This window comes from Micromonospora sp. RTGN7 (genome assembly GCF_033804645.1).
Taxonomy (GTDB): Bacteria; Actinomycetota; Actinomycetes; order Mycobacteriales; family Micromonosporaceae; genus Micromonospora.
The window spans coordinates 85,262-103,575 of the sequence record NZ_JAPZLF010000010.1 but is presented as its reverse complement, the minus strand read 5'-3'; the positions used below and the strand labels follow the sequence as shown (position 1 = coordinate 103,575).

The window sequence follows — 18,314 nt, the reverse complement described above, 5'->3', positions numbered from 1 at the left end:
CGTCGGGAAGGGGCCCCTGGGCAACGCGGACGCGGCGTTGGCGGGGGCCTCTCACAGGCCGTTGGCGGCCCGGATGACGGTGACGAGGTCGTCGATGATGCCGGTGAGCGCGAAGTCCTTCGGCGTGAAGACCCGGGCGACGCCGGCGGCCAGCAGGGCCTCGGCGTCGGCGGGCGGGATGATGCCGCCGACCACCACCGGCAGGTCGGCTCGGCCGGCGGCGCGCAGGCCGTCCAGCACCGCCGGCACGGCGGCCAGGTGCGAGCCGGAGAGCACCGACAGGCCGACCAGGTCGACGTCCTCCTCCACGGCGGCGGCGACGAGCTGCCCCGAGGTCAGCCGGATGCCCTGGTAGATCACCTCGAAGCCGGCGTCGCGGGCGCGTACCGCGATCTGCTCGGCGCCGTTGGAGTGCCCGTCCAGGCCGGGCTTGCCGACCAGCAGCCGCAGCCGGCCGCTGCCCAACTCCCGGGCCGTGGCCACGACCCGCTCCCGCACCGCCGCCAGGCCCCGGTCGCCGCCGGCCCCGGCCGCCCCGGCCAGCCCGGTCGGCGCCCGGTACTCACCGAAGACCTGGCGCAGCGCGCCCGCCCACTCCCCGGTGGTCACCCCGGCCCGCACGCACTCCAGCGTGGCCGACATCAGGTTGGCAGTGGTCGCGGCGTCCGCGCGCAGCCGGTCGAGCGCCGCCCGCACCGCCGCGCCGTCCCGACCGGCCCGCCACCGGCGTACGGCGCCCACGGCGGTCGCCTCCACCGCCGGGTCGACCTGCTCGATCGCCTCCGCGCCGGCCGCAGTCAGCGGCGACGGCTCGGTCTCGGTGAACCGGTTGACGCCGATCACCACGTCGGTGCCGTCCTCCAGCCTGCGGCGGCGCTCGGCCAGCGAGGCGACCAGCGCGCTCTTGAGGTGACCGGACTCGACGGCGGCCACCACGCCACCCATCTCCAGCACCGTGTCCAGCTCGATCCGCGCCCCGGTGACGATCTCGTCGACCAGCGCGGTCATCACGTGCGAGCCGGCGAAGAGGTCCGGGTACTCCAGCAGGTCCGACTCGTACGCGAGGACCTGCTGCATGCGCAGCGACCACTGCTGGTCCCACGGGCGGGGCAGGCCGAGCGCCTCGTTCCAGGCCGGAAGCTGCACGGCGCGGGCGCGGGCGGCGCGGGACAGGGTGACGCCGAGCATCTCCAGCACGATGCGCTGGATGTTGTTCTCCGGCTGGGCCTCGGTCAGGCCGAGCGAGTTGACCTGCACGCCGTACCGGAGCCGGCGCTGCAACGGATCGGTGACCCCGTACCGCTCACGGGTGATCTCGTCCCACAGTGCGCCGAACGCGCGCATCTTGGCGATCTCCTCGACGAAGCGCACCCCGGCGTTGACGAAGAACGAGATCCGGCCGGCCACGTCGCCCATCCGCTCGGCCGGCACCTGGCCGGAGTCGCGCACCGCGTCCAGCACGGCGACGGCGGTGGCGAGGGCGAAGCCGACCTCCTGTACCGGCGTCGCGCCGGCCTCCTGGAGGTGGTACGAACAGATGTTCACCGGGTTCCACCGGGGCATCTCCAGCAGCGTGTACGCGATGACGTCGGCGGTCAACCGCAGCGACGCCGCCGGCGGGAAGATGTAGGTCCCTCGGGACAGGTACTCCTTGATGATGTCGTTCTGGGTGGTGCCGGCGCAGCGGGCCAGCTCCGCGCCCTGCTCCGCGGCGACGGTGCCGTAGAGGGCAAGCAGCCACATCGCCGGCGCGTTGATCGTCATGGACGTGTTCGTGTCGGCCAACGGGAGGCCGTCGAAGAGCGCCCGCATGTCGCCGAGGTGGGAGACCGGCACCCCGACCCGGCCCACCTCGCCGGTGGCCAACTCGTGGTCCGGGTCGTACCCGGTCTGGGTGGGCAGGTCGAAGGCGACCGAGAGGCCGGTCTGCCCCTTGTCCAGGTTGCGGCGGAAGAGCGCGTTGCTCGCGGCGGCCGAGGAGTGCCCGGCGTAGGTGCGCATCACCCAGGGGCGGTCGCGCTCGGGCAGCCGGCCGGGGGGAGCCTTCTCGTCCATGGCGGGAGTCTAAGTTACCGTTCAGTCACTTGGGCCGGTGAAAAACCACACACGTCCATGAACGGCGGGCCCGCCGCGGCCGGCCGACGCCCTGTAACGCGTCGGTAACGGCCGGAACCCCAGGGGCCGGAGGCTGCCGGGCACGACGCACACTTGACCGCATGAATGACGAGCTCGCGATCTCCGTCCGGGGACTGCGCAAGGCGTACGGCGACAACGTCGCGGTGGCGGGCGTGGACCTCGAGGTCCACCGCGGCGAGGTGTTCGCCCTGCTCGGCCCGAACGGCGCGGGCAAGACCACCACGGTGGAGATCCTGGAGGGCTACCGGCAGCGCGACGCCGGCGAGGTCTCCGTGCTGGGCAGCGACCCTGGGCTGGCCTTCGGGTCACGACTGCGGGGCTCGCAAGCTCACTCCTCGCGCGACCCCGGGCTGACCTTCGGGTCACGACTGCGGGGCTCGCAAGCTCACTCCTCGCGCGACCCCGGGCTGACCTTCGGGTCACGACTGCGGGGCTCGCAAGCTCACTCCTCGCGCGACCCACGACACCCCGCCCGCGACTGGCGGTCCCGGGTCGGCATCGTGCTCCAGGGCACCGGCGAGTTCGACGAGCTGACCGTCCACGAGGTGGTCCGGCACTTCTCCGGCTTCTACCCCGACGCCGACGACCCGGCGAAGGTCATCGAGCGGGTCGGCCTGGGCGCCAAGGCGAAGGCCCGCACCCACACCCTCTCCGGCGGGCAGAAGCGCCGCCTCGACGTGGCGCTGGGCATCGTCGGCCGCCCCGAGCTGCTCTTCCTGGACGAGCCGACCACCGGCTTCGACCCGGAGGCCCGGCGGGAGTTCTGGGAGCTGATCCGAGGCCTGGCCGCCGCCGGCACCACCATCGTGCTCACCACCCACTACCTCGACGAGGCGGAGGCGCTGGCCGACCGGGTCGGGGTGATCGCCGCCGGCCGGCTGATCGAGGTGGCCCCACCGAACCTGCTCGGCAATCGCCAGGAGTCCCTGGCGACGGTTTCCTGGCGTACCCCCGAGGGGGTGGTCGAGACCGCGGAGAGCGCGACGCCGACGGCGTTGGTGGCGGAGCTGGCCGCGCGCCACGGCGGTGAGGTCCCCGGCCTCACGGTGACCCGGCCGACCCTGGAAGACGTCTACCTGAAGATGATCGGACACTGAATGACCACCACCACGAAGCCGGCGGCCCCGGTCGCCGCCGCACCGGCCCGCCGGATCGGGGCGGGCAGGCTCGCCCTGCGGCAGGGCCGACTGGAGATCACCCAGTTCCTGCGCAGCCGGGAGTCCGTCGTGTTCACGATGGGCTTCCCGATCATCATGATCCTGATCTTCGCGGCGATCTTCAGCGACGAGATCGCCCCCGGGGTGAGCTACACGCAGTACTTCATCACCGGCATGATCGCGACCGGCCTGATGACCGTCAGCTTCCAGAACCTCGGCATCTGGATCCCGATCGAGCGGGACCGGGGGGTGCTCAAGCGCTACCGGGGCACGCCGATGCCGAAGTGGGTGTGGTTCGCCGGCAAGGTGATCATGGTGGTGGCCATCGGCGTGGCCGAGACGGCCGTGCTGCTCGCCGTCTCGGTCGCCCTGTTCGACCTGGACCTGCCCGGCACGGCCGGGAAGTGGCTCACCTTCGGCTGGGTCTCCCTCCTCGGGATCACCGCATGCACCCTCTGTGGCATCGCGATCTCCTCGCTGGCCCGGACCGCGCGCAGCGGCTCCGCCGTGGTCACCCCGGTCGCCCTGGTGCTCCAGTTCATCTCCGGGGTCTTCTTCGTCTTCACCAACCTGCCGTCCTGGATGCAGCAGGTGGCGGCCATCTTCCCGCTGAAGTGGATGTGCCAGGGCCTACGGTCGGTCTTCCTGCCCGACAGCTTCGGCGCCCAGGAGCCCGCCGGCTCGTTCGAGTTGGGCCGGGTCGCCCTCGTCCTCGCCCTCTGGTGCGTGATCGGCCTCGTCCTCTGCCTCACCACGTTCCGCTGGACCACCAAACGCGACGGCTGAGCTGTTGCCTGTTGCCTGTTCGGCGGGGCGGCGGGGCGGGGCCGGGGCTGACAGACTGGGCCGGTGGTGGCGAGACCGACGCGGCGACAGCTACTCCTGGCCGGGACTGCCACCGCGGCGCTGACCGTGGTCGGCGGCGCGGCGGCGAAGCAACTGACCCGCCCCCGCCCCGGGCCGGCCCCGGCGCTGCCCGACGCCCCGGCCGGCGACGAACGGCTGATCCGACGCCCGTCCACCGCCCGAGGTCGTACCGTCGACTTCTGGACGGCCGTGCCGGCAGGTTACGGCGATGGGCGAGGGTTGCCGGTCTGCCTGGTGCTGCACGGCGCGTCGTCCACCCCGCGCGACTTCGCCCGGTTCGGCCTGGCCCGGTTCCTGACCGACGCGGTACGCCGGGGCGCTGCGCCGTTCGCGCTCGCCGGGGCGACCGGTGGCCGGCTCTCCTGGCGCCGCTCCGGGGCGGACGACCCGCAGCGGATGGTGCGGGAGGAACTGCCGGCCTGGTGCGCCGAGCGCGGCTTCGACACCAGCCGCGTCGCCGCCTGGGGCTGGTCGATGGGTGGCTTCGGGTCGCTGCTGCTCGCCGAGACCTTCCCCGGCTGGCTGCGCGCGGTGGCCGCGTTCTCCCCCGCCGTACGCCCCGGGGACGCGGTCTTCACCGACGTGGAGCGACTGCGCGGCACCCCGGTCGGGCTCTGGTGCGGCCGGCAGGACGGCCTGCTGCGCGACGTGCGGGCGCTGGCCCGCGCTCTGCCCGAACCCCCGGTCCGCGCCGAGTACGCCGACGGCCGGCACAACTTCACCTACTGGGGCACGGTCATCCCGGACGCCTTCGCCCTGTTGGGCGCGGCCCTCAGCCCGCCCCGGCCGTCCTGACGCCGAAAGAAGGCGGGTGCGCACGAACCACAGCGGGCGACGGGAGCCGTGGGGCCCCGCGCCGGTACGCGCCGCGGGGCCACCCCGGTCAGTACGTGTAGAAGCCCTTGCCGGTCTTGCGGCCCAGGTCGCCTGCGGTGACCATGCGCTGGAGCAACTCCGGCGGGAAGAACTTCTCGTCGGCGGTGTCGGTGTAGATGTTCTTCGAGGCGTGCAGCAGCACGTCCACGCCGGTCAGATCGGTGGTGGCCAGCGGGCCCATGGCGTGGCCGAAGCCGAGCTTGCAGGCCGTGTCCAGGTCCTCGGCCGAGACCACGCCGGACTCGACCAGCTTGACGGCCTCGACGACCAGGGCGGCGATCAGCCGGGTGGTGACGAAGCCGGCGATATCCCGGTTCACCACGACGACGGTCTTGCCGACGCCCTCGGCGAACGCCTTCACGGTGGCGAGGGTCTCGTCGCTGGTCTTGTAGCCGCGCACCAACTCGCAGAGCTTCATCATCGGCACCGGGGAGAAGAAGTGCGTGCCGACGACCGACTCCGGGCGCTCGGTCACAGCGGCGATCTGGGTAACCGGGATGGCGGAGGTGTTCGTGGCGAGCACCGCGTCGGCCTTGCAGATCTTGTCCAGCGCCCGGAAGACCTCGTGCTTGATCTCCAGCCGCTCGAACACCGCCTCGACCACGATGTCCGCGTCGGCGACCGCCTCCAGATCGGTGGTCAGGGTGATCCGGCCCAGCGTGGCCTCGACCTCGCCGGCCTCGATCTTCCCCTTCTCGGCGAACTTCTCCAGCGACTTCCGGATGCCGGCCAGTCCGCGCCCGGTGGCCGTGTCGTCCAGGTCCCGCAGCGTCACCTGCCAGCCCGCCTGCGCCGCTACCTGGGCGATGCCCGAGCCCATCAGCCCGGCACCGACGACCGCGAGTCGACCCGCCATCTGCTTCTCCCTCGCTGCGATTGAGTGTCTGTCTGCACCCTAGTCGGCGAGATTGAACGATGACTAAGCCGGCCGGCGCGGTGGTCGGCCGGGTCAGGCCCCTACGCTCAGATGTCCAGCGCCGGCCCGTCCGGCACGCTGCCGCGCTCGACCGCCACGCCCAGCGCCCGCAGGTCGGCGACGAGGTCCGGATAACCGCGGTCCACGTGGTGCACATGGGAAACCTCGGTGACCCCCTCGGCGCAGAGCCCGCCGATGATCAGCCCTGCGCCGGCCCGGATGTCGGTGGCCCGTACGGGCGCGCCGGAGAGCCGCTCACGACCCCGGACCACCGCGTGGTGGCCGTCGGTCTTGATGTCCGCGCCGAGCCGCATCATCTCGTTGGCGAACATGAACCGACCGTCGAAGATGTTCTCGGTGATCAGGGACGCGCCGTCGCTGACCGCGGCCAGCCCGATGGCCATCGGCAGCAGGTCGGTGGCGAAGCCCGGATACGGCAGGGTGACCACGTCGACGGCCCGGGGGCGGGCGTCCATCCGTACCCGGAACGCGTCGCCGCTGGTCTCCACCAGGCCGCCGGCGCAGACCAGCTTGTCGAGCGCGACCTCCAGGTAGCCGGGGTCGATGCCCGTCACGGTGACGTCCCCCCGGGTCATCGCGGCGGCGAACGCCCAGGTCCCGGCGACGATCCGGTCCCCGACGGTGGCGTGCCGCACCGGCCGCAGCTCGGGCACCCCCTCGATGTGCAGGGTGGAGGTGCCCTCCCCCTCGATCCGGGCGCCCATCCGGATCAGCATGGAACAGATGTCGACGATCTCCGGCTCCCGGGCCGCGTTGTCGATCACCGTCGCGCCCCGGGCCAGCACGGCGGCCATCACCAGGTTCTCGGTGGCCCCGACGCTGGGGAAGTCGAGCACGATGTCCGCGCCGTGCAGGCCGTCCGGGGCGGCGGCGATGACGAAGCCGTGCTCGCCGGAGATGTCCGCGCCCATCCGGGTCAGCCCGCTCACGTGCATGTCCAGCCCCCGGGAGCCGATGGCGTCCCCGCCCGGATGGGCCACCCGGACGTACCCTCGGCGGGCCAGCAGCGGGCCCAGCACGCAGATCGACGCCCGCAGCCGGCGGACCAGGTCGTAGTCGGCCTCCGCGCCGGGCCGCCCGGGCACATCGATGGTGACCGACCTGGACCGGGCCGTCCCGCCCCGCGCCACCATCGGGTCGACGGGGTCGTCGGGGTCGAACCTGACCTCGCAGCCCAGCCGGCGCAGCACCTCACCCATGATGGCGATGTCGGTGATCCGCGGGACGTTGGTGATCACGCTGCGCCCGGGAGCGAGCAGCGCGGCGGCCATCAGCTTCAGGGCCGAGTTCTTCGCCCCGACGACGTGCACCGTCCCGGTGAGCCGGGCTCCCCCGGCGACCCGGATGACGTCGACGTCGTTGACGGCCGGGTCCCCGGCGTCCCCGGGGCCGACCCCGGCGGGCCGGGCCGGTGCCGGGCGAGCGGGGATTGTCAGGTCCGGTATCCGTAGGCTGTGCGTCATGGCCGTCCACCTCACGCGCATCTACACCAAGGCCGGCGACGCCGGCATGACCAGGCTGAGCAACAACGAGCAGGTGCCGAAGACCGATCCGCGGATCGCCGGGTACGCGGACGTCGACGAGTGCAACGCCGCGATCGGCGTCGCGATCGCCCTCGGGCAGCTCGACGACGAACTGCGGGCGGTGCTGGCGTCGATCCAGAACGACATGTTCGACGTGGGCGCCGACCTGTCCACCCCCGTGGAGCCGGACCCGGAGTACCCGCCGCTGCGGGTCACCGAGGAGTACGTGGAGCGCCTTGAGGGGTGGTGCGACGAGTACAACGCACGCCTGAGCAAGCTCGACTCCTTCATCCTCCCCGGCGGCACCGCCGGGGCGGCACTGCTGCACGTGGCACGGACGGTCGCCCGGCGGGCCGAGCGTGCGGCGTGGGCGCTGGTCGCCCACGATCCCGACCGGACCAGCACCCTCCCGGCAAAGTATCTCAACCGGCTCTCCGATCTGCTCTTTATCCTGTCAAGAACCGCAAATCCGGCGGGAGATGTGCTATGGGTACCGGGCGGTCAGCGCTGAGCATCGAGCGCCGCCGTGTCCCGGTCGGGGCCCTGAGCCACGTCGAGCTCTGGGTACCCGACCTGGCCGCGGCGATCCGGAGCTGGGGCTGACTACTGGGCGAGCTGGGCTGGACGCCGTTCCAGAACTGGCCGGCGGGCTGCTCCTGGCGGCTCGGCCCGACGTCCTGATGATGGAGGAGTCCCCGGCGTTGTCCGGGCGAAACCACGACCGGCGCGCCCCGGGCCTGAACCACCTGGCCTTCCACGCCGGCCCGCCGGCCGCCGTGCAGCGGCTGGACGCTGCTCTTCCCGGACCGCCATCCGCACGCGCCGGGGGCCCGGACACCTACACGGCCTACCTGACGCACACCCAGGGAGATCGAACTGACCGCTTCCCCCACCTGACCCCACACGGCACCTCGGGTCTCCGGCGATCTTGCGGTTACGGCCCCGAAAGCGCGCCCTTTGTCCGTTACGCCCGGGCCCCAAGTGCAAGATCGCGGAGGCTGGGGGGGTGGGGGGTGGGGTGGGGGTGGGGGGTGGGGGGTGGGGTGGGGTGGGTTAGGCGGCGGGCCAGTCTTGGGAGGCTAGACGGGGCGAGGCCGCCCCGGGGGGGGCGGCCTCGAGCCAGGAGAGGAAGCCGGTGACGGTGGAGCGCGCCATCGCAATCTCCACCGGCGCATGCTGGCTGGTGCAGCGCAGGATCACCCAGTCGGCGGGCATCGAGAGACGCTCCTGTGCCTCGGGCAGTCGCCGTCGCTCCACCACCAGGGTCTTACGGAACAGCACCCGCTTCGGGCGCAGGGCGAAGGAGAACATCCGGTAACACCGGAGCTCCTCGCCGCAGAACCGGCCGAAGCCGGGCGACCAGCCCCGGCCGTCGAGCATCGTGGAGACCCGGACGCTGAGCCGGATGATCCCGCCGCTGCGGGTGACCAGCGCCCGCCGGGCGAAGAAGATCAGGAGAACGGCGAGCACGACCGCGAAGCCGATTCCGAGTCCCTCCACGATCGCCATCGGCGGATCGACTCAGTGGCCCTGTGCGGCGGTGACCGGGGTGGCGCTCTCGGCGAGCACGGTCACGCCCTCGCTGCTGACGGAGAGGAAACCACCGGCCACCTCGTAGCTGACCTGCTCGCCACCGGGAAGCTTGATCCGGACCTGGCCGGGCTCGGCGAGCTGGCCCAGCAGAGGCGCGTGCCCCGGCAGCACACCCAGCTCACCCTCGGTGGTCCGGGCGACGACCATCTCGGCCTCGCCGGACCAGACCTTCTCCTCAACGGCGACGAGCTCGACATGAAGCTGCTTTGCCACGCTGTCTCCTTGCTGCGGCGACGGATTGTCGAAAGTCTAGTCGCGTCACCCCCAGGCGGGGAACGCGGGTGGCGTAAGCTGCGCCACCCGCCTCCGAATCACCCGTCGGGGGTTCTACTTCGTCTTATTGCGGAAGTCGGGATGCTCCAGCATGAAAGCGTCCAACTGCTCCTTCTTCAGGGCGGTGAAGAAGTCCTCGGCCTCGGGCAGCAGCCGCTCCCCCCGGTAGGCGGATCCGGTGCCGATGTTCTCCCCCGGCAGTTTGATCAGCTCAACGTTGCTGGCGTCGACGCCCTTGAGGGCGATCGCGAAGTCAATCACGCCGCTGCCCCGGCCATTGAAGATCAGTGACTGCCCGGCGGCCCGGATGACCCGGTCCAGCTTGATCGGGTTGGTCACCACGTCGGCACTGAACGCCTGGTTGACCATTGCCTTGATGAACTGCTGCTGGTGGCGCTGCCGGCCGTAGTCGGCGTCCGGGACGCCGTTCTTCGGGTAGCGCTGCCGGACGTAGTCCAGCGCCTGCCAGCCGCTGAGGTGCTGGTTGCCCTTCTTGTAGACCGCCTGCGGGCCGACGTACCCCTCGCCGCGGGTGTTGCCCTTGCGGTGCACCCCGCTGGGCTCCCGGTGCTCGGAACGCACCTCGCGCTCGATGTACATGTCGACGCCACCCATCGCGTCGACGATCTTCTGGAAGCCGGTGAAGTTGATGATCGCGCCGGCGTCGAATCGCTCGATCCCGGTCACCTGCTGCACGGTCTTGGCGAGCAGTTCGAAGCCCCGGGCCGCGTCCGGGTTCTGCCCCGGGACCCGACTGCCGTACGACATGGCGGCGTTCAGCTTGTCGGTTCCCCCGTTGAACTCGGCCTTGCTGAACCTCGGGATCTCGACCCGCAGGTCCCGGGGCAGCGAGAAAAGGTATGCCCGGTCCAGATCGACCGGCACGTGCAGCACCATGACCGAGTCGGCCAGCGGCGGCATCGTCGGGTCGCGCGGATCGATGCCCACCAGCAGGATGTTGAGCGGCCCCTTGATGTCGCTCTTGCGCTCCTGGGCGCCCGCGGCCTGGTCGCCGAAGAGGTCGCCCTTGCCGACCGCCCCCTCGTACCGGGACACCAGCGCCTCGTAGCCCACCAGCACCGCGCCGCTGAGCAGCAGGAGCACGGTGCCGAACACCGTGCACACCCGCGCCCACCGCGGCACGCCCGACCAGACGGACGGTTTCTTTCTGCCGCCCTTGCCGGCCTTCACCACAAGCATCTCCTGTTCGTCACGCCACGAAGAGGAGACGGGCGCACGCAGCCGAAAGGTTGCAACAACAATCACTCGTCCGGGGACGACGTGAAAACGACGGTACCTCGCGTCCGGCGAGATCGTCGGACAGTAAACCGGACAGCGGAGATCATAGGGCCTACAGATGAATGAGGACCGCCCCGGTTGTCACCGGGACGGTCCTCATTGCTGTGACGCTGGTCTAGCTCTTCATCAGCTCCGCGGCCTTGCGCTCCAGGTCCTCAAGACCACCGCACATGAAGAAGGCCTGCTCGGGGAAGTGGTCGTACTCGCCCTCGCTGATCTTCTTGAACGCCTCGATGGTCTCAGCGATCGGGACCGTCGAGCCCACCACGCCGGTGAACTGCTCGGCGGCGTAGGTGTTCTGCGACAGGAAGCGCTCGATCCGCCGGGCGCGCTGCACGGTGATCTTGTCTTCCTCGGAGAGCTCCTCGATGCCGAGGATGGCGATGATGTCCTGCAGGTCCTTGTACTTCTGCAGGATCCGCTTCACCTCGGTGGCCACCGCGAAGTGCTCGGCGCCGACGAACTCCGGGGCGAGGATCCGGGACGAGGACGCCAGCGGGTCCACGGCCGGGTAGATGCCCTTGTCGGAGATCGAGCGCTCCAGGTTGGTGGTCGCGTCGAGGTGGGCGAACGTGGTGGCCGGGGCGGGGTCGGTGTAGTCGTCCGCCGGCACGTAGATCGCCTGCAGCGACGTGATGGCCTGGCCCCGGACGGAGGTGATCCGCTCCTGGAGCTCGCCCATCTCGTCGGCCAGGGTCGGCTGGTAACCCACGGCGCTCGGCATGCGGCCGAGCAGGGTGGAGACCTCGGAGCCGGCCTGGGTGAAGCGGAAGATGTTGTCGATGAAGAGCAGCACCTCCTGCTTCTTCACGTCGCGGAAGTATTCCGCCATGGTCAGCGCGGAGAGGGCGACGCGCAGCCGGGTGCCCGGCGGCTCGTCCATCTGGCCGAAGACCAACGCGGTCTTGTCGATGACGCCGGACTCGGTCATCTCGGCGATCAGGTCGTTGCCCTCACGGGTGCGCTCACCCACGCCGGCGAAGACCGACGTGCCACCGAAGTTCCGGGCCACGCGGGTGATCATCTCCTGGATGAGCACCGTCTTGCCCACGCCCGCGCCGCCGAACAGCCCGATCTTGCCGCCCTTGACGTACGGGGCGAGCAGGTCGATGACCTTGATGCCGGTCTCCAGCATCTCGGTCTTCGGCTCCAGGTCCGCGAAGGCCGGGGCCTTGCGGTGGATGCCCCACCGGTCGTCCGCGTCGAGCGTCTCGCCCTCGGTGAGGTTGAGGCACTCGCCGATCGCGTTGAACACGTGGCCCTTGACCGCGTCGCCCACCGGCACGGTGATCGGCGAGCCGGTGTTGCGCACCTCGGCACCGCGGACCAGGCCGTCTGTCGGCTGCATCGAGATCGCGCGGACCAGGTTGTCACCCAGGTGCTGGGCGACCTCCAGGGTCAGCGTCTTCTCACCGCCGGAGAGCGTCACGGTGACGTGCAGGGCGTTGAACAGGGCCGGCATGGCGTCGCGCGGGAACTCGGCGTCGACGACCGGGCCGATGACCCGGACCACGCGACCCGTGGCCGTCCTGGTCTCAGCTGGTCCACCAGCAACTGCGGATACAGTCATCACACTTCACTTCCCGACGCGGCGAGCGCGTTCGCGCCGCCGACGATCTCGCTGATCTCCTGGGTGATCCCGGCCTGGCGGGCCGAGTTCATCTCACGCGTGTACTTCTCGATCATGTCTTCGGCGTTGTCGGTGGCACTCTTCATCGCCCGTCGCCGGGCCGCCGACTCGCTCGCCGCCGACTCCAGCAACGCCGCGTAGATCCGCGTGTTGATGTACTTCGGCAACAGCGCGTCGAGCAGCACCTCCGCCTCCGGCTCGAACTCGTACGCCGGGAGCAGGCCCTCCGACCGCGGCCGGTCCTCGACCTGCATCGGGCCGATGATCTTCGCGACCGGGTTCTGGGTCATCAGGGAGTGGAACTCGGTGTAGACGATGTGCAACTCGTCGACCCCGAGCACCCCGTCCGCCCCGGCGTCGCCGTCGGTGTCGTCCGCGCCGGCGGTGAACGCCTTGATCAGCGTCTCACCCACCTCGCGGGCGTCGGCGAACGTCGGTTGCTCCGAGAAGCCCGTCCAGTTCGCCTCGATCGGCCAGTCCCGGAACCGGTAGAACGCGACGCCCTTGCGGCCGATGACGTAGAGCACGGGCTCCTTGCCCTCGGCGCGCAGCCGGGCGATGAGCGACTGCGCCGTCTTGATCGCGTTGGAGCTGTAACCGCCGGCCAGGCCCCGGTCGCTGGTTACCAGCAGGACGCCCGCCCGCCGCACCTGCTCGCGCGCGGTGAGTAGCGGGTGGTCGATCCGGGCGTTGGACGCCAGCGCGGTGAGCACGCCGGTGATGGCCTGGGAGTACGGCAGGGACGCCTGCACCCGGGCCTGGGCCTTGGCGATTCGGCTCGTCGCCACGAGCTCCATCGCCTTGGTGATCTTCTTCATCCCCTTCGCCGACCGGATCCGTTGACGAAGAACGCGTACCTGGGCCGCCATGAGTCAGCCCTACTGCTTCTCGGCGTTGCCGCGGTAGCGGGTCACCGTCTCGCGGTTCTGCTCGCCCTCCAGCGGGGCGGCCGGGGCCTCGTTGATCCGGGCCTCGTCCTCCTTGCCCAGGAAGGTCTGCTTGAAGCTCACGATGGCCTGGTCGAGGGTGGAGATGATCTCGTCGTTCCACGTGTTGTCGGCGATCGCCACGAGGGTGCCCTCGTGCTTGTGCCGCAGGTACTGGAGGAACTCCGACTCGAAGCGGCGGACCTCGCCGACCGGGATGTCGTCCAGCTTGCCCTCGGTGCCGGCCCAGACCGTGACGACCTGCTCCTGCACCGGGTACGGCGAGTAGTTCGGCTGCTTGAGCAGCTCGACCAGGCGGGAACCGCGGTCCAGCTGGGCGCGGGAGGTCTTGTCCAGGTCGGAGGCGAAGGCGGCGAACGCCTCCAGCTCACGGAACTGGGCCAGGTTCAGCCGCAGCGAACCGGCGACCTTGCGCATCGGCTTCACCTGCGCGGCGCCACCGACCCGGGAGACCGAGGTGCCGACGTTGATGGCCGGCCGGACGCCCTGGTTGAACAGGTCGGTCTCCAGGAAGATCTGGCCGTCGGTGATGGAGATGACGTTGGTCGGGATGAAGGCCGAGATGTCGTTGGCCTTCGTCTCGATGATCGGCAGGCCGGTCATCGAGCCGCCGCCCAGCGCGTCGGAGAGCTTCGCGCAGCGCTCCAGCAGCCGGGAGTGCAGGTAGAAGACGTCACCCGGGTACGCCTCGCGGCCCGGCGGGCGACGCAGCAGCAGCGACACGGCGCGGTACGCCTCGGCCTGCTTGCTCAGGTCGTCGAAGACGATCAGGACGTGCTTGCCGCCGTACATCCAGTGCTGCCCGATGGACGAACCGGTGTACGGGGCCAGGTACTTGAAGCCGGCCGGGTCGGAGGCCGGGGAGGCGACGATGGTGGTGTATTCCAGCGCGCCCGCCTCCTCCAGGATGCCCTTGATCGAGGCGACCGTGGAGGCCTTCTGGCCGATGGCGACGTAGATGCAGCGGACCTGCTTCTTCGGGTCGCCGGAGCGCCAGTTGTCCCGCTGGTTGAGGATGGTGTCCAGCGCGACCGTGGTCTTGCCGGTCTTGCGGTCACCGATGATCAGCTGCCGCTGGCCCCGGCCGATCGGGGTCATGGCGTCGATCGCCTTGATCCCGGTCTGCAGCGGCTCGTCGACGGACTGCCGGGACATCACGTTCGGAGCCTGAAGCTCCAGCTCGCGGAAGCCCTCGTTGGCGATGTCGCCGAGACCGTCGATCGGCTGGCCGAGCGCGTTGACCACGCGGCCGAGGAAGGCGTCGCCGACCGGCACGGAGAGCACCCGGCCGGTGCGCTTGACGCGCTGGCCCTCTTCGAGCTTCGCGGAGTCGCCGAGGACGACGACACCGATCTCCCGGACGTCGAGGTTCAGTGCGACGCCGAGCGTGCCGTCCTCGAACTCCAGGAGCTCGTTGGTCATGGTCGAGGGGAGGCCCTCGACGTGGGCGATACCGTCGCCGGTGTCGGCGACGGTGCCGACCTCCTCGCGGGAGACGTCGGGCGAGTAGGAGGAGACGTAGCGCTCCAGGGCGCCGCGGATCTCCTCCGTCGAGATGGTCAGCTCGGCCATCCTCTGCTTCCTTAAGTTTCAGGGGCCCGGGATACCTAGTACCGACCGGTCCGAATGGCGTCTGTCAATCCGGCGCTTCGCGGGTGTGCCCAGCGGGTGCCGGTCAGCGCTTCGCGAGCGCGTTGCGAGTCTCGTTGAGGCGGCGCAGGACGGTGCCGTCGTACAGGTCGGAGCCGACCCGCACGCTGACGCCACCGAGGATCGAGGGGTCCACCGTCTGCTTGACGGAAACCTCTCGACCGTATATCGCGGCGAGGCGGGCGCCGAGTCGACGCTCGTCCTCATCACTCAACGGGGCCGCCACGGTCACGTACGCGACCTGCCGATCCCGCCGGTCGGCGGTGAGCTCGACCAGCCGGGTGAGCGAACCGCTCAGGGACCGTCCGCCGAACCCGCCCAGCGCCACCTCGACGAGGCGGACGGTGGTCGGGGTGGCCTTGCCAGCCAGCAGCTCGCGGGCCAGTACGGCCCGCCGCTGGACCGGGACGGCCGAGTCGGACAGCGCTGCGGCGAGCGCGGGCTGACCGGTGACCACCTGACCGAAGCGGAACAGCTCGTCCTCGACCTCGCCCAGCTCGCCGGCCGCGTCGGCGCTGGCCAGCAGCGCCTCAACGCCCAGCCGCTCGGTGCCGTCGAGCAGCTCCGACGATGCCGACCACCGGCCGGACACCAGCCCGGAGAGCAGGTCGAGCGCGTCCGCGCCGACCTTCCCCCGGAGCGTGTCGCCCAGCAGTCCGGCCCGGTCCGCACCGGCCCGGGCCGGGTCGGACAGCGCCCGACGCAGCCGCGACTCGCGCCCCAGCAGACCTGCGACGGAGAGCAGGTCGTCGGCGGTGGTGGCCACCGCCGACGGCTCCGCACGCAGCGCATATGCCGCCAGGCGCTCGGTCGCGGCCCGGTACGACTCCCGGCTGGCGGCCTGCATCAGCGGGCCCCCGTGCTCTCGAGATCGGTGAGGAAGCGGTCGACGGTGCCCTTGCGACGGGCCTCGTCGGCCAACGACTCGCCGACGATCTTGCTGGCCAGGTCGACCGCGATCGTGCCGACCTCCGTGCGCAGCTCGCGCACGATGGTGGCCCGCTCGGCGGCGAGCTGCTCCTTGCCGGCCGCGATGATCCGGTCGGACTCCTCCCGCGCCTTGACGAGGATGTCCTGACGGATCCCCTCGGCGTCGGCCCGGGCGTCGTCCCGGATCCGGGCGGCGTCGTTGCGCGCCTCGGCGAGCTGGGCGCGGTACTGCTCGAGCAGCTGGTTCGCCTCGGCCTGGGCGGCCTCGGCGCGCTTGATCCCGCCCTCGATCGCGTCGACCCGGGCCTGGAACGTCTGCTCCATTCGGGGGAAGACGAACTTCATCAGCACGAAGCAGAGCACGGCGAAGGCGACGGACCCAACCACGATCTCCTGCCAGATCGGGATGATCGGGTTGTGCGTCGACTCACCACCCTCAGCGGCAAGCAGGAACATGGGTTACCTCCCGGTCAGAGGGGTGGATCAGGCGCCGGCCCAGATGAAGCCGAACGCGATGCCCAGCAGCGCGAGCGCCTCGATGACGGCGAAGCCGATCCAGACGTACGGCAGGGTCATCTTCGACGACTCCGGCTGACGGGCGGTCGACTGGATGTAGGCGGCGAAGACCAGGCCGACACCGATACCCGGGCCGATGGCCGCGAGACCGTAGCCGATGGCGGCGGTGCTGCCCTCTACCGCGGCGTAGATGTCCATTGTTGGTTCCTCCTGGTTATCACGCGTGACGGTCACGCGGGACGACAACTGGTTGGTGCGAGGTGCGTCAGTGCTCGTCGGCGAGCGCGCCCTGTACGTAGCTGGCGGTGAGCACCGTGAAGACGTAGGCCTGGAGGCAGATCACCAGGAACTCGAGGAAGGTGAGCGCGATGGTCATCACCCAGGACAGCACCGAGACCGGGGCCAGCCAGGCGTTGGCGCTCAGCATCGCGAAGCCGCCGAGCGTGAAGACCAGCAGGAGCATGTGGCCGGCGAACATGTTCGCGAAGAGACGGACGGCCAGCGAGAACGGCCGGACGATGAAAGTCGAGAAGAGCTCGATCGGGATCAGCAGCGGCAGGATGTACCAGGGTGCCGGCGGGATCAGCGAGTTCTTGAAGTACTTCGCGAAGCCGTGCTTGCGGATGCCGATGTAGTTGAACAGCAGGTAGCTGACCACGGCGAGGACCGCAGGGAACGCGATGTGCGAGTTCGGCGAGATCTGGAAGAACGGCAGGATCGCGAAGAAGTTCGTCAGCAGGACAAAACAGAAGAGCGTGGTGAAGTACGGCGCGAACCGCACCCCCGCGTGCCCGATCATGTCGACCGCGATGTTGTTCCGCACGAAGCCGTAGATCGACTCGGCGAGCCACTGCTTCTTCGTCGGCACGAGCTGCGGCTTCCGGTACGTGACCAGGAAGAAGATGATCAGGATGCCGACGGCGACCCAGACCATGGCCGTGATCTTGGTGAACCAGTACGAGTCGTGCGCACCCCAGGGGAGGATGCTGGGCAGGTAGAAATCGTCCACGCTGGGTGGGAATGCTGCCTCGCCCTGTGCCAGGACGTTCGCCTGTCCGAACACCGCGTCCCTTCCTAAGTAGGCGTGCCGAGTCGGCGGACGACCAGGATGATTCCCCCGGCCATGCCGAGCACGACGCCGATCCCGGTGGAGATGCCACCGGTGTCGAGCCACTGGTCGACCAGCCAGCCGATGAAACCCCAGACGAGCATGCCCCCGATGAGATACGAGAGCGCGGTCCAACCCTGGCCGGCACCGGTCGGAATGTCGCCCGGGCCGCCATTGGGTTGAGGAGTGTGGTCACCAGCCATGACGGGGCGAACGATATCAGCTGGGAGGATGAGGCTGTGCCTCACCCCCCGCACAACCGTCGTTGTGTGGGCATCGGGCGGGCGGGTCGCCTCTCGGGCACGCTACTCCCCTTCCGCCACGGAGAAAATGACCGGAGTCGGACACATTCCGCGCGTCGCATCGAAAAGTGTGCGGGCAGACGTTCAGCCGCTGGTCCGGCGCGCGTGGACGGTGCTGAGCCACCAGATGTGCGCGCCGGTCCACACCACCACGCCGGCGGCGATCCCGAGGCAGAGCGGGATCAGCCCGGGCCAGCCGGTCGAGGCGACCGCAACCATCACGCCGCCCAGGAGGGTGAACTTGGCGGCGTAGAGGCCGAGCCCGAACGGCAGCACGAGCTGCGGGTTCCGCGCGTCCGCCCAGGCCAGCACCACGGTGGTGAGGGTGTAGCTAGCCACGGTGACGGCCACCCCGGCGACCGCCCCGAGCGCCGCGTCGGCGCCGCCGAGAACGCCGCCGGCCACCGCGCCGAGCGCCGCCACCACGGCGGAGGTGACCAGCAGCACCGGCAGGTGGCGCAGCCGCCAGCCGCGGTCGGCCGCCGTGTCCACCGTCGGCTCAGCCACGGGGGTACGCCGGGAAGTCGGCGGCCAACCCGGCGACGTCGCCGCTTACCGGATCGGCGGTGC

18 protein-coding genes and 3 pseudogenes are annotated in these 18,314 nt (G+C 70.4%); 6 read left to right on the top strand and 15 right to left on the bottom strand.

Annotated elements, in window-relative coordinates; genetic code table 11:
• Window positions 1–51: 51 nt before the first annotated feature.
• Window positions 52–2,055: a protein meaA gene (locus tag SNR22_RS17015; RefSeq protein ID WP_320067561.1), complete on the bottom strand. Its 2,004-nt coding sequence runs from the start codon at window positions 2,053–2,055 to the stop codon at window positions 52–54.
• Between the two features lie 161 nt (window positions 2,056–2,216).
• On the opposite strand from SNR22_RS17015, the pseudogene SNR22_RS29405 reads away from it, so the two are divergent.
• The 4 genes and pseudogenes from SNR22_RS29405 to SNR22_RS17000 form a co-directional block, all read left to right on the top strand.
• Window positions 2,217–2,429 (top strand): annotated as a pseudogene (locus tag SNR22_RS29405) (ATP-binding cassette domain-containing protein); the annotation flags it as partial.
• Window positions 2,430–2,600: 171 nt separating this feature from the next.
• Window positions 2,601–3,233 (top strand): annotated as a pseudogene (locus SNR22_RS29400) (ABC transporter ATP-binding protein); the annotation flags it as partial.
• Entirely contained in the window at window positions 3,234–4,079 is an 846-nt protein-coding gene (locus SNR22_RS17005) for an ABC transporter permease (protein WP_320067559.1), read from the top strand.
• Between the two features lie 63 nt (window positions 4,080–4,142).
• Window positions 4,143–4,955 carry an alpha/beta hydrolase gene (locus SNR22_RS17000; RefSeq protein ID WP_413775650.1) on the top strand — a complete coding sequence of 271 codons (813 nt, stop codon included), beginning with the start codon at window positions 4,143–4,145 and terminating at the stop codon, window positions 4,953–4,955.
• A gap of 88 nt (window positions 4,956–5,043) precedes the next feature.
• Here the strand turns inward: SNR22_RS17000 and SNR22_RS16995 are convergent, their stop codons facing one another.
• Both SNR22_RS16995 and murA read right to left on the bottom strand, forming a co-directional pair.
• A complete protein-coding gene (locus tag SNR22_RS16995) occupies window positions 5,044–5,892 on the bottom strand; it encodes a 3-hydroxyacyl-CoA dehydrogenase family protein (protein ID WP_320067558.1) in 849 nt (282 codons plus the stop codon).
• 107 nt (window positions 5,893–5,999) lie between these two features.
• Window positions 6,000–7,436: a UDP-N-acetylglucosamine 1-carboxyvinyltransferase gene (gene murA / locus SNR22_RS16990; RefSeq protein ID WP_320067557.1), complete on the bottom strand. Its 1,437-nt coding sequence runs from the start codon at window positions 7,434–7,436 to the stop codon at window positions 6,000–6,002.
• Between murA and SNR22_RS16985 the strand changes: the two genes are divergently transcribed.
• Window positions 7,435–8,007, top strand: a complete 573-nt coding sequence (locus SNR22_RS16985) for a cob(I)yrinic acid a,c-diamide adenosyltransferase (protein ID WP_320067556.1) — start codon at window positions 7,435–7,437, stop codon at window positions 8,005–8,007. The genes murA and SNR22_RS16985 overlap by 2 nt on opposite strands.
• Window positions 7,983–8,365 (top strand): annotated as a pseudogene (locus tag SNR22_RS29395) (glyoxalase); the annotation flags it as partial. The gene SNR22_RS16985 and the pseudogene SNR22_RS29395, both read left to right, overlap by 25 nt.
• 184 nt (window positions 8,366–8,549) lie before the next feature.
• Here SNR22_RS29395 and SNR22_RS16980 read toward each other — a convergent pair.
• The 12 genes from SNR22_RS16980 to SNR22_RS16925 all read right to left on the bottom strand — a co-directional run bounded on the left by SNR22_RS16980 (window position 8,550) and on the right by SNR22_RS16925 (window position 18,251).
• Window positions 8,550–9,005 carry a DUF2550 domain-containing protein gene (locus SNR22_RS16980; protein WP_320067555.1) on the bottom strand — a complete coding sequence of 152 codons (456 nt, stop codon included), beginning with the start codon at window positions 9,003–9,005 and terminating at the stop codon, window positions 8,550–8,552.
• 12 nt (window positions 9,006–9,017) lie between these two features.
• Entirely contained in the window at window positions 9,018–9,302 is a 285-nt protein-coding gene (locus SNR22_RS16975) for a F0F1 ATP synthase subunit epsilon (RefSeq protein WP_320067554.1), read from the bottom strand.
• 114 nt (window positions 9,303–9,416) lie between these two features.
• Complete coding sequence (locus SNR22_RS16970; protein WP_320067553.1) at window positions 9,417–10,562, bottom strand: LCP family protein; 1,146 nt, start codon at window positions 10,560–10,562, stop codon at window positions 9,417–9,419.
• Window positions 10,563–10,776: 214 nt separating this feature from the next.
• Window positions 10,777–12,231, bottom strand: coding sequence for a F0F1 ATP synthase subunit beta (gene atpD / locus SNR22_RS16965; RefSeq protein WP_320067552.1), 1,455 nt, complete (start codon window positions 12,229–12,231; stop codon window positions 10,777–10,779).
• The gene (locus SNR22_RS16960) at window positions 12,231–13,160 is read right to left on the bottom strand and encodes a F0F1 ATP synthase subunit gamma (RefSeq protein WP_320067551.1); all 930 of its coding nucleotides are present in this window, start codon (window positions 13,158–13,160) and stop codon (window positions 12,231–12,233) included. The genes atpD and SNR22_RS16960 overlap by 1 nt, the downstream gene beginning before the upstream one ends.
• Window positions 13,161–13,169: 9 nt before the next feature.
• Entirely contained in the window at window positions 13,170–14,810 is a 1,641-nt protein-coding gene (gene atpA / locus SNR22_RS16955) for a F0F1 ATP synthase subunit alpha (RefSeq protein WP_320067550.1), read from the bottom strand.
• A 103-nt stretch (window positions 14,811–14,913) separates the two neighbouring features.
• On the bottom strand, window positions 14,914–15,735 hold the full coding sequence (locus SNR22_RS16950; protein WP_320067549.1) for a F0F1 ATP synthase subunit delta: 822 nt from the start codon (window positions 15,733–15,735) through the stop codon (window positions 14,914–14,916).
• Complete coding sequence (locus SNR22_RS16945; RefSeq protein WP_320067548.1) at window positions 15,735–16,274, bottom strand: F0F1 ATP synthase subunit B; 540 nt, start codon at window positions 16,272–16,274, stop codon at window positions 15,735–15,737. Before SNR22_RS16945 ends, SNR22_RS16950 begins: the two co-directional genes overlap by 1 nt.
• 27 nt (window positions 16,275–16,301) lie before the next feature.
• Window positions 16,302–16,532, bottom strand: a complete 231-nt coding sequence (locus SNR22_RS16940; protein ID WP_320067547.1) for a F0F1 ATP synthase subunit C — start codon at window positions 16,530–16,532, stop codon at window positions 16,302–16,304.
• A 67-nt stretch (window positions 16,533–16,599) separates the two neighbouring features.
• Window positions 16,600–17,397: a F0F1 ATP synthase subunit A gene (gene atpB / locus SNR22_RS16935; RefSeq protein ID WP_320067546.1), complete on the bottom strand. Its 798-nt coding sequence runs from the start codon at window positions 17,395–17,397 to the stop codon at window positions 16,600–16,602.
• 11 nt (window positions 17,398–17,408) lie between these two features.
• Window positions 17,409–17,645, bottom strand: a complete 237-nt coding sequence (locus SNR22_RS16930) for an AtpZ/AtpI family protein (RefSeq protein WP_320067545.1) — start codon at window positions 17,643–17,645, stop codon at window positions 17,409–17,411.
• 183 nt (window positions 17,646–17,828) lie between these two features.
• Window positions 17,829–18,251, bottom strand: a complete 423-nt coding sequence (locus SNR22_RS16925) for a hypothetical protein (RefSeq protein WP_320067544.1) — start codon at window positions 18,249–18,251, stop codon at window positions 17,829–17,831.
• Window positions 18,252–18,314: the final 63 nt, after the last annotated feature.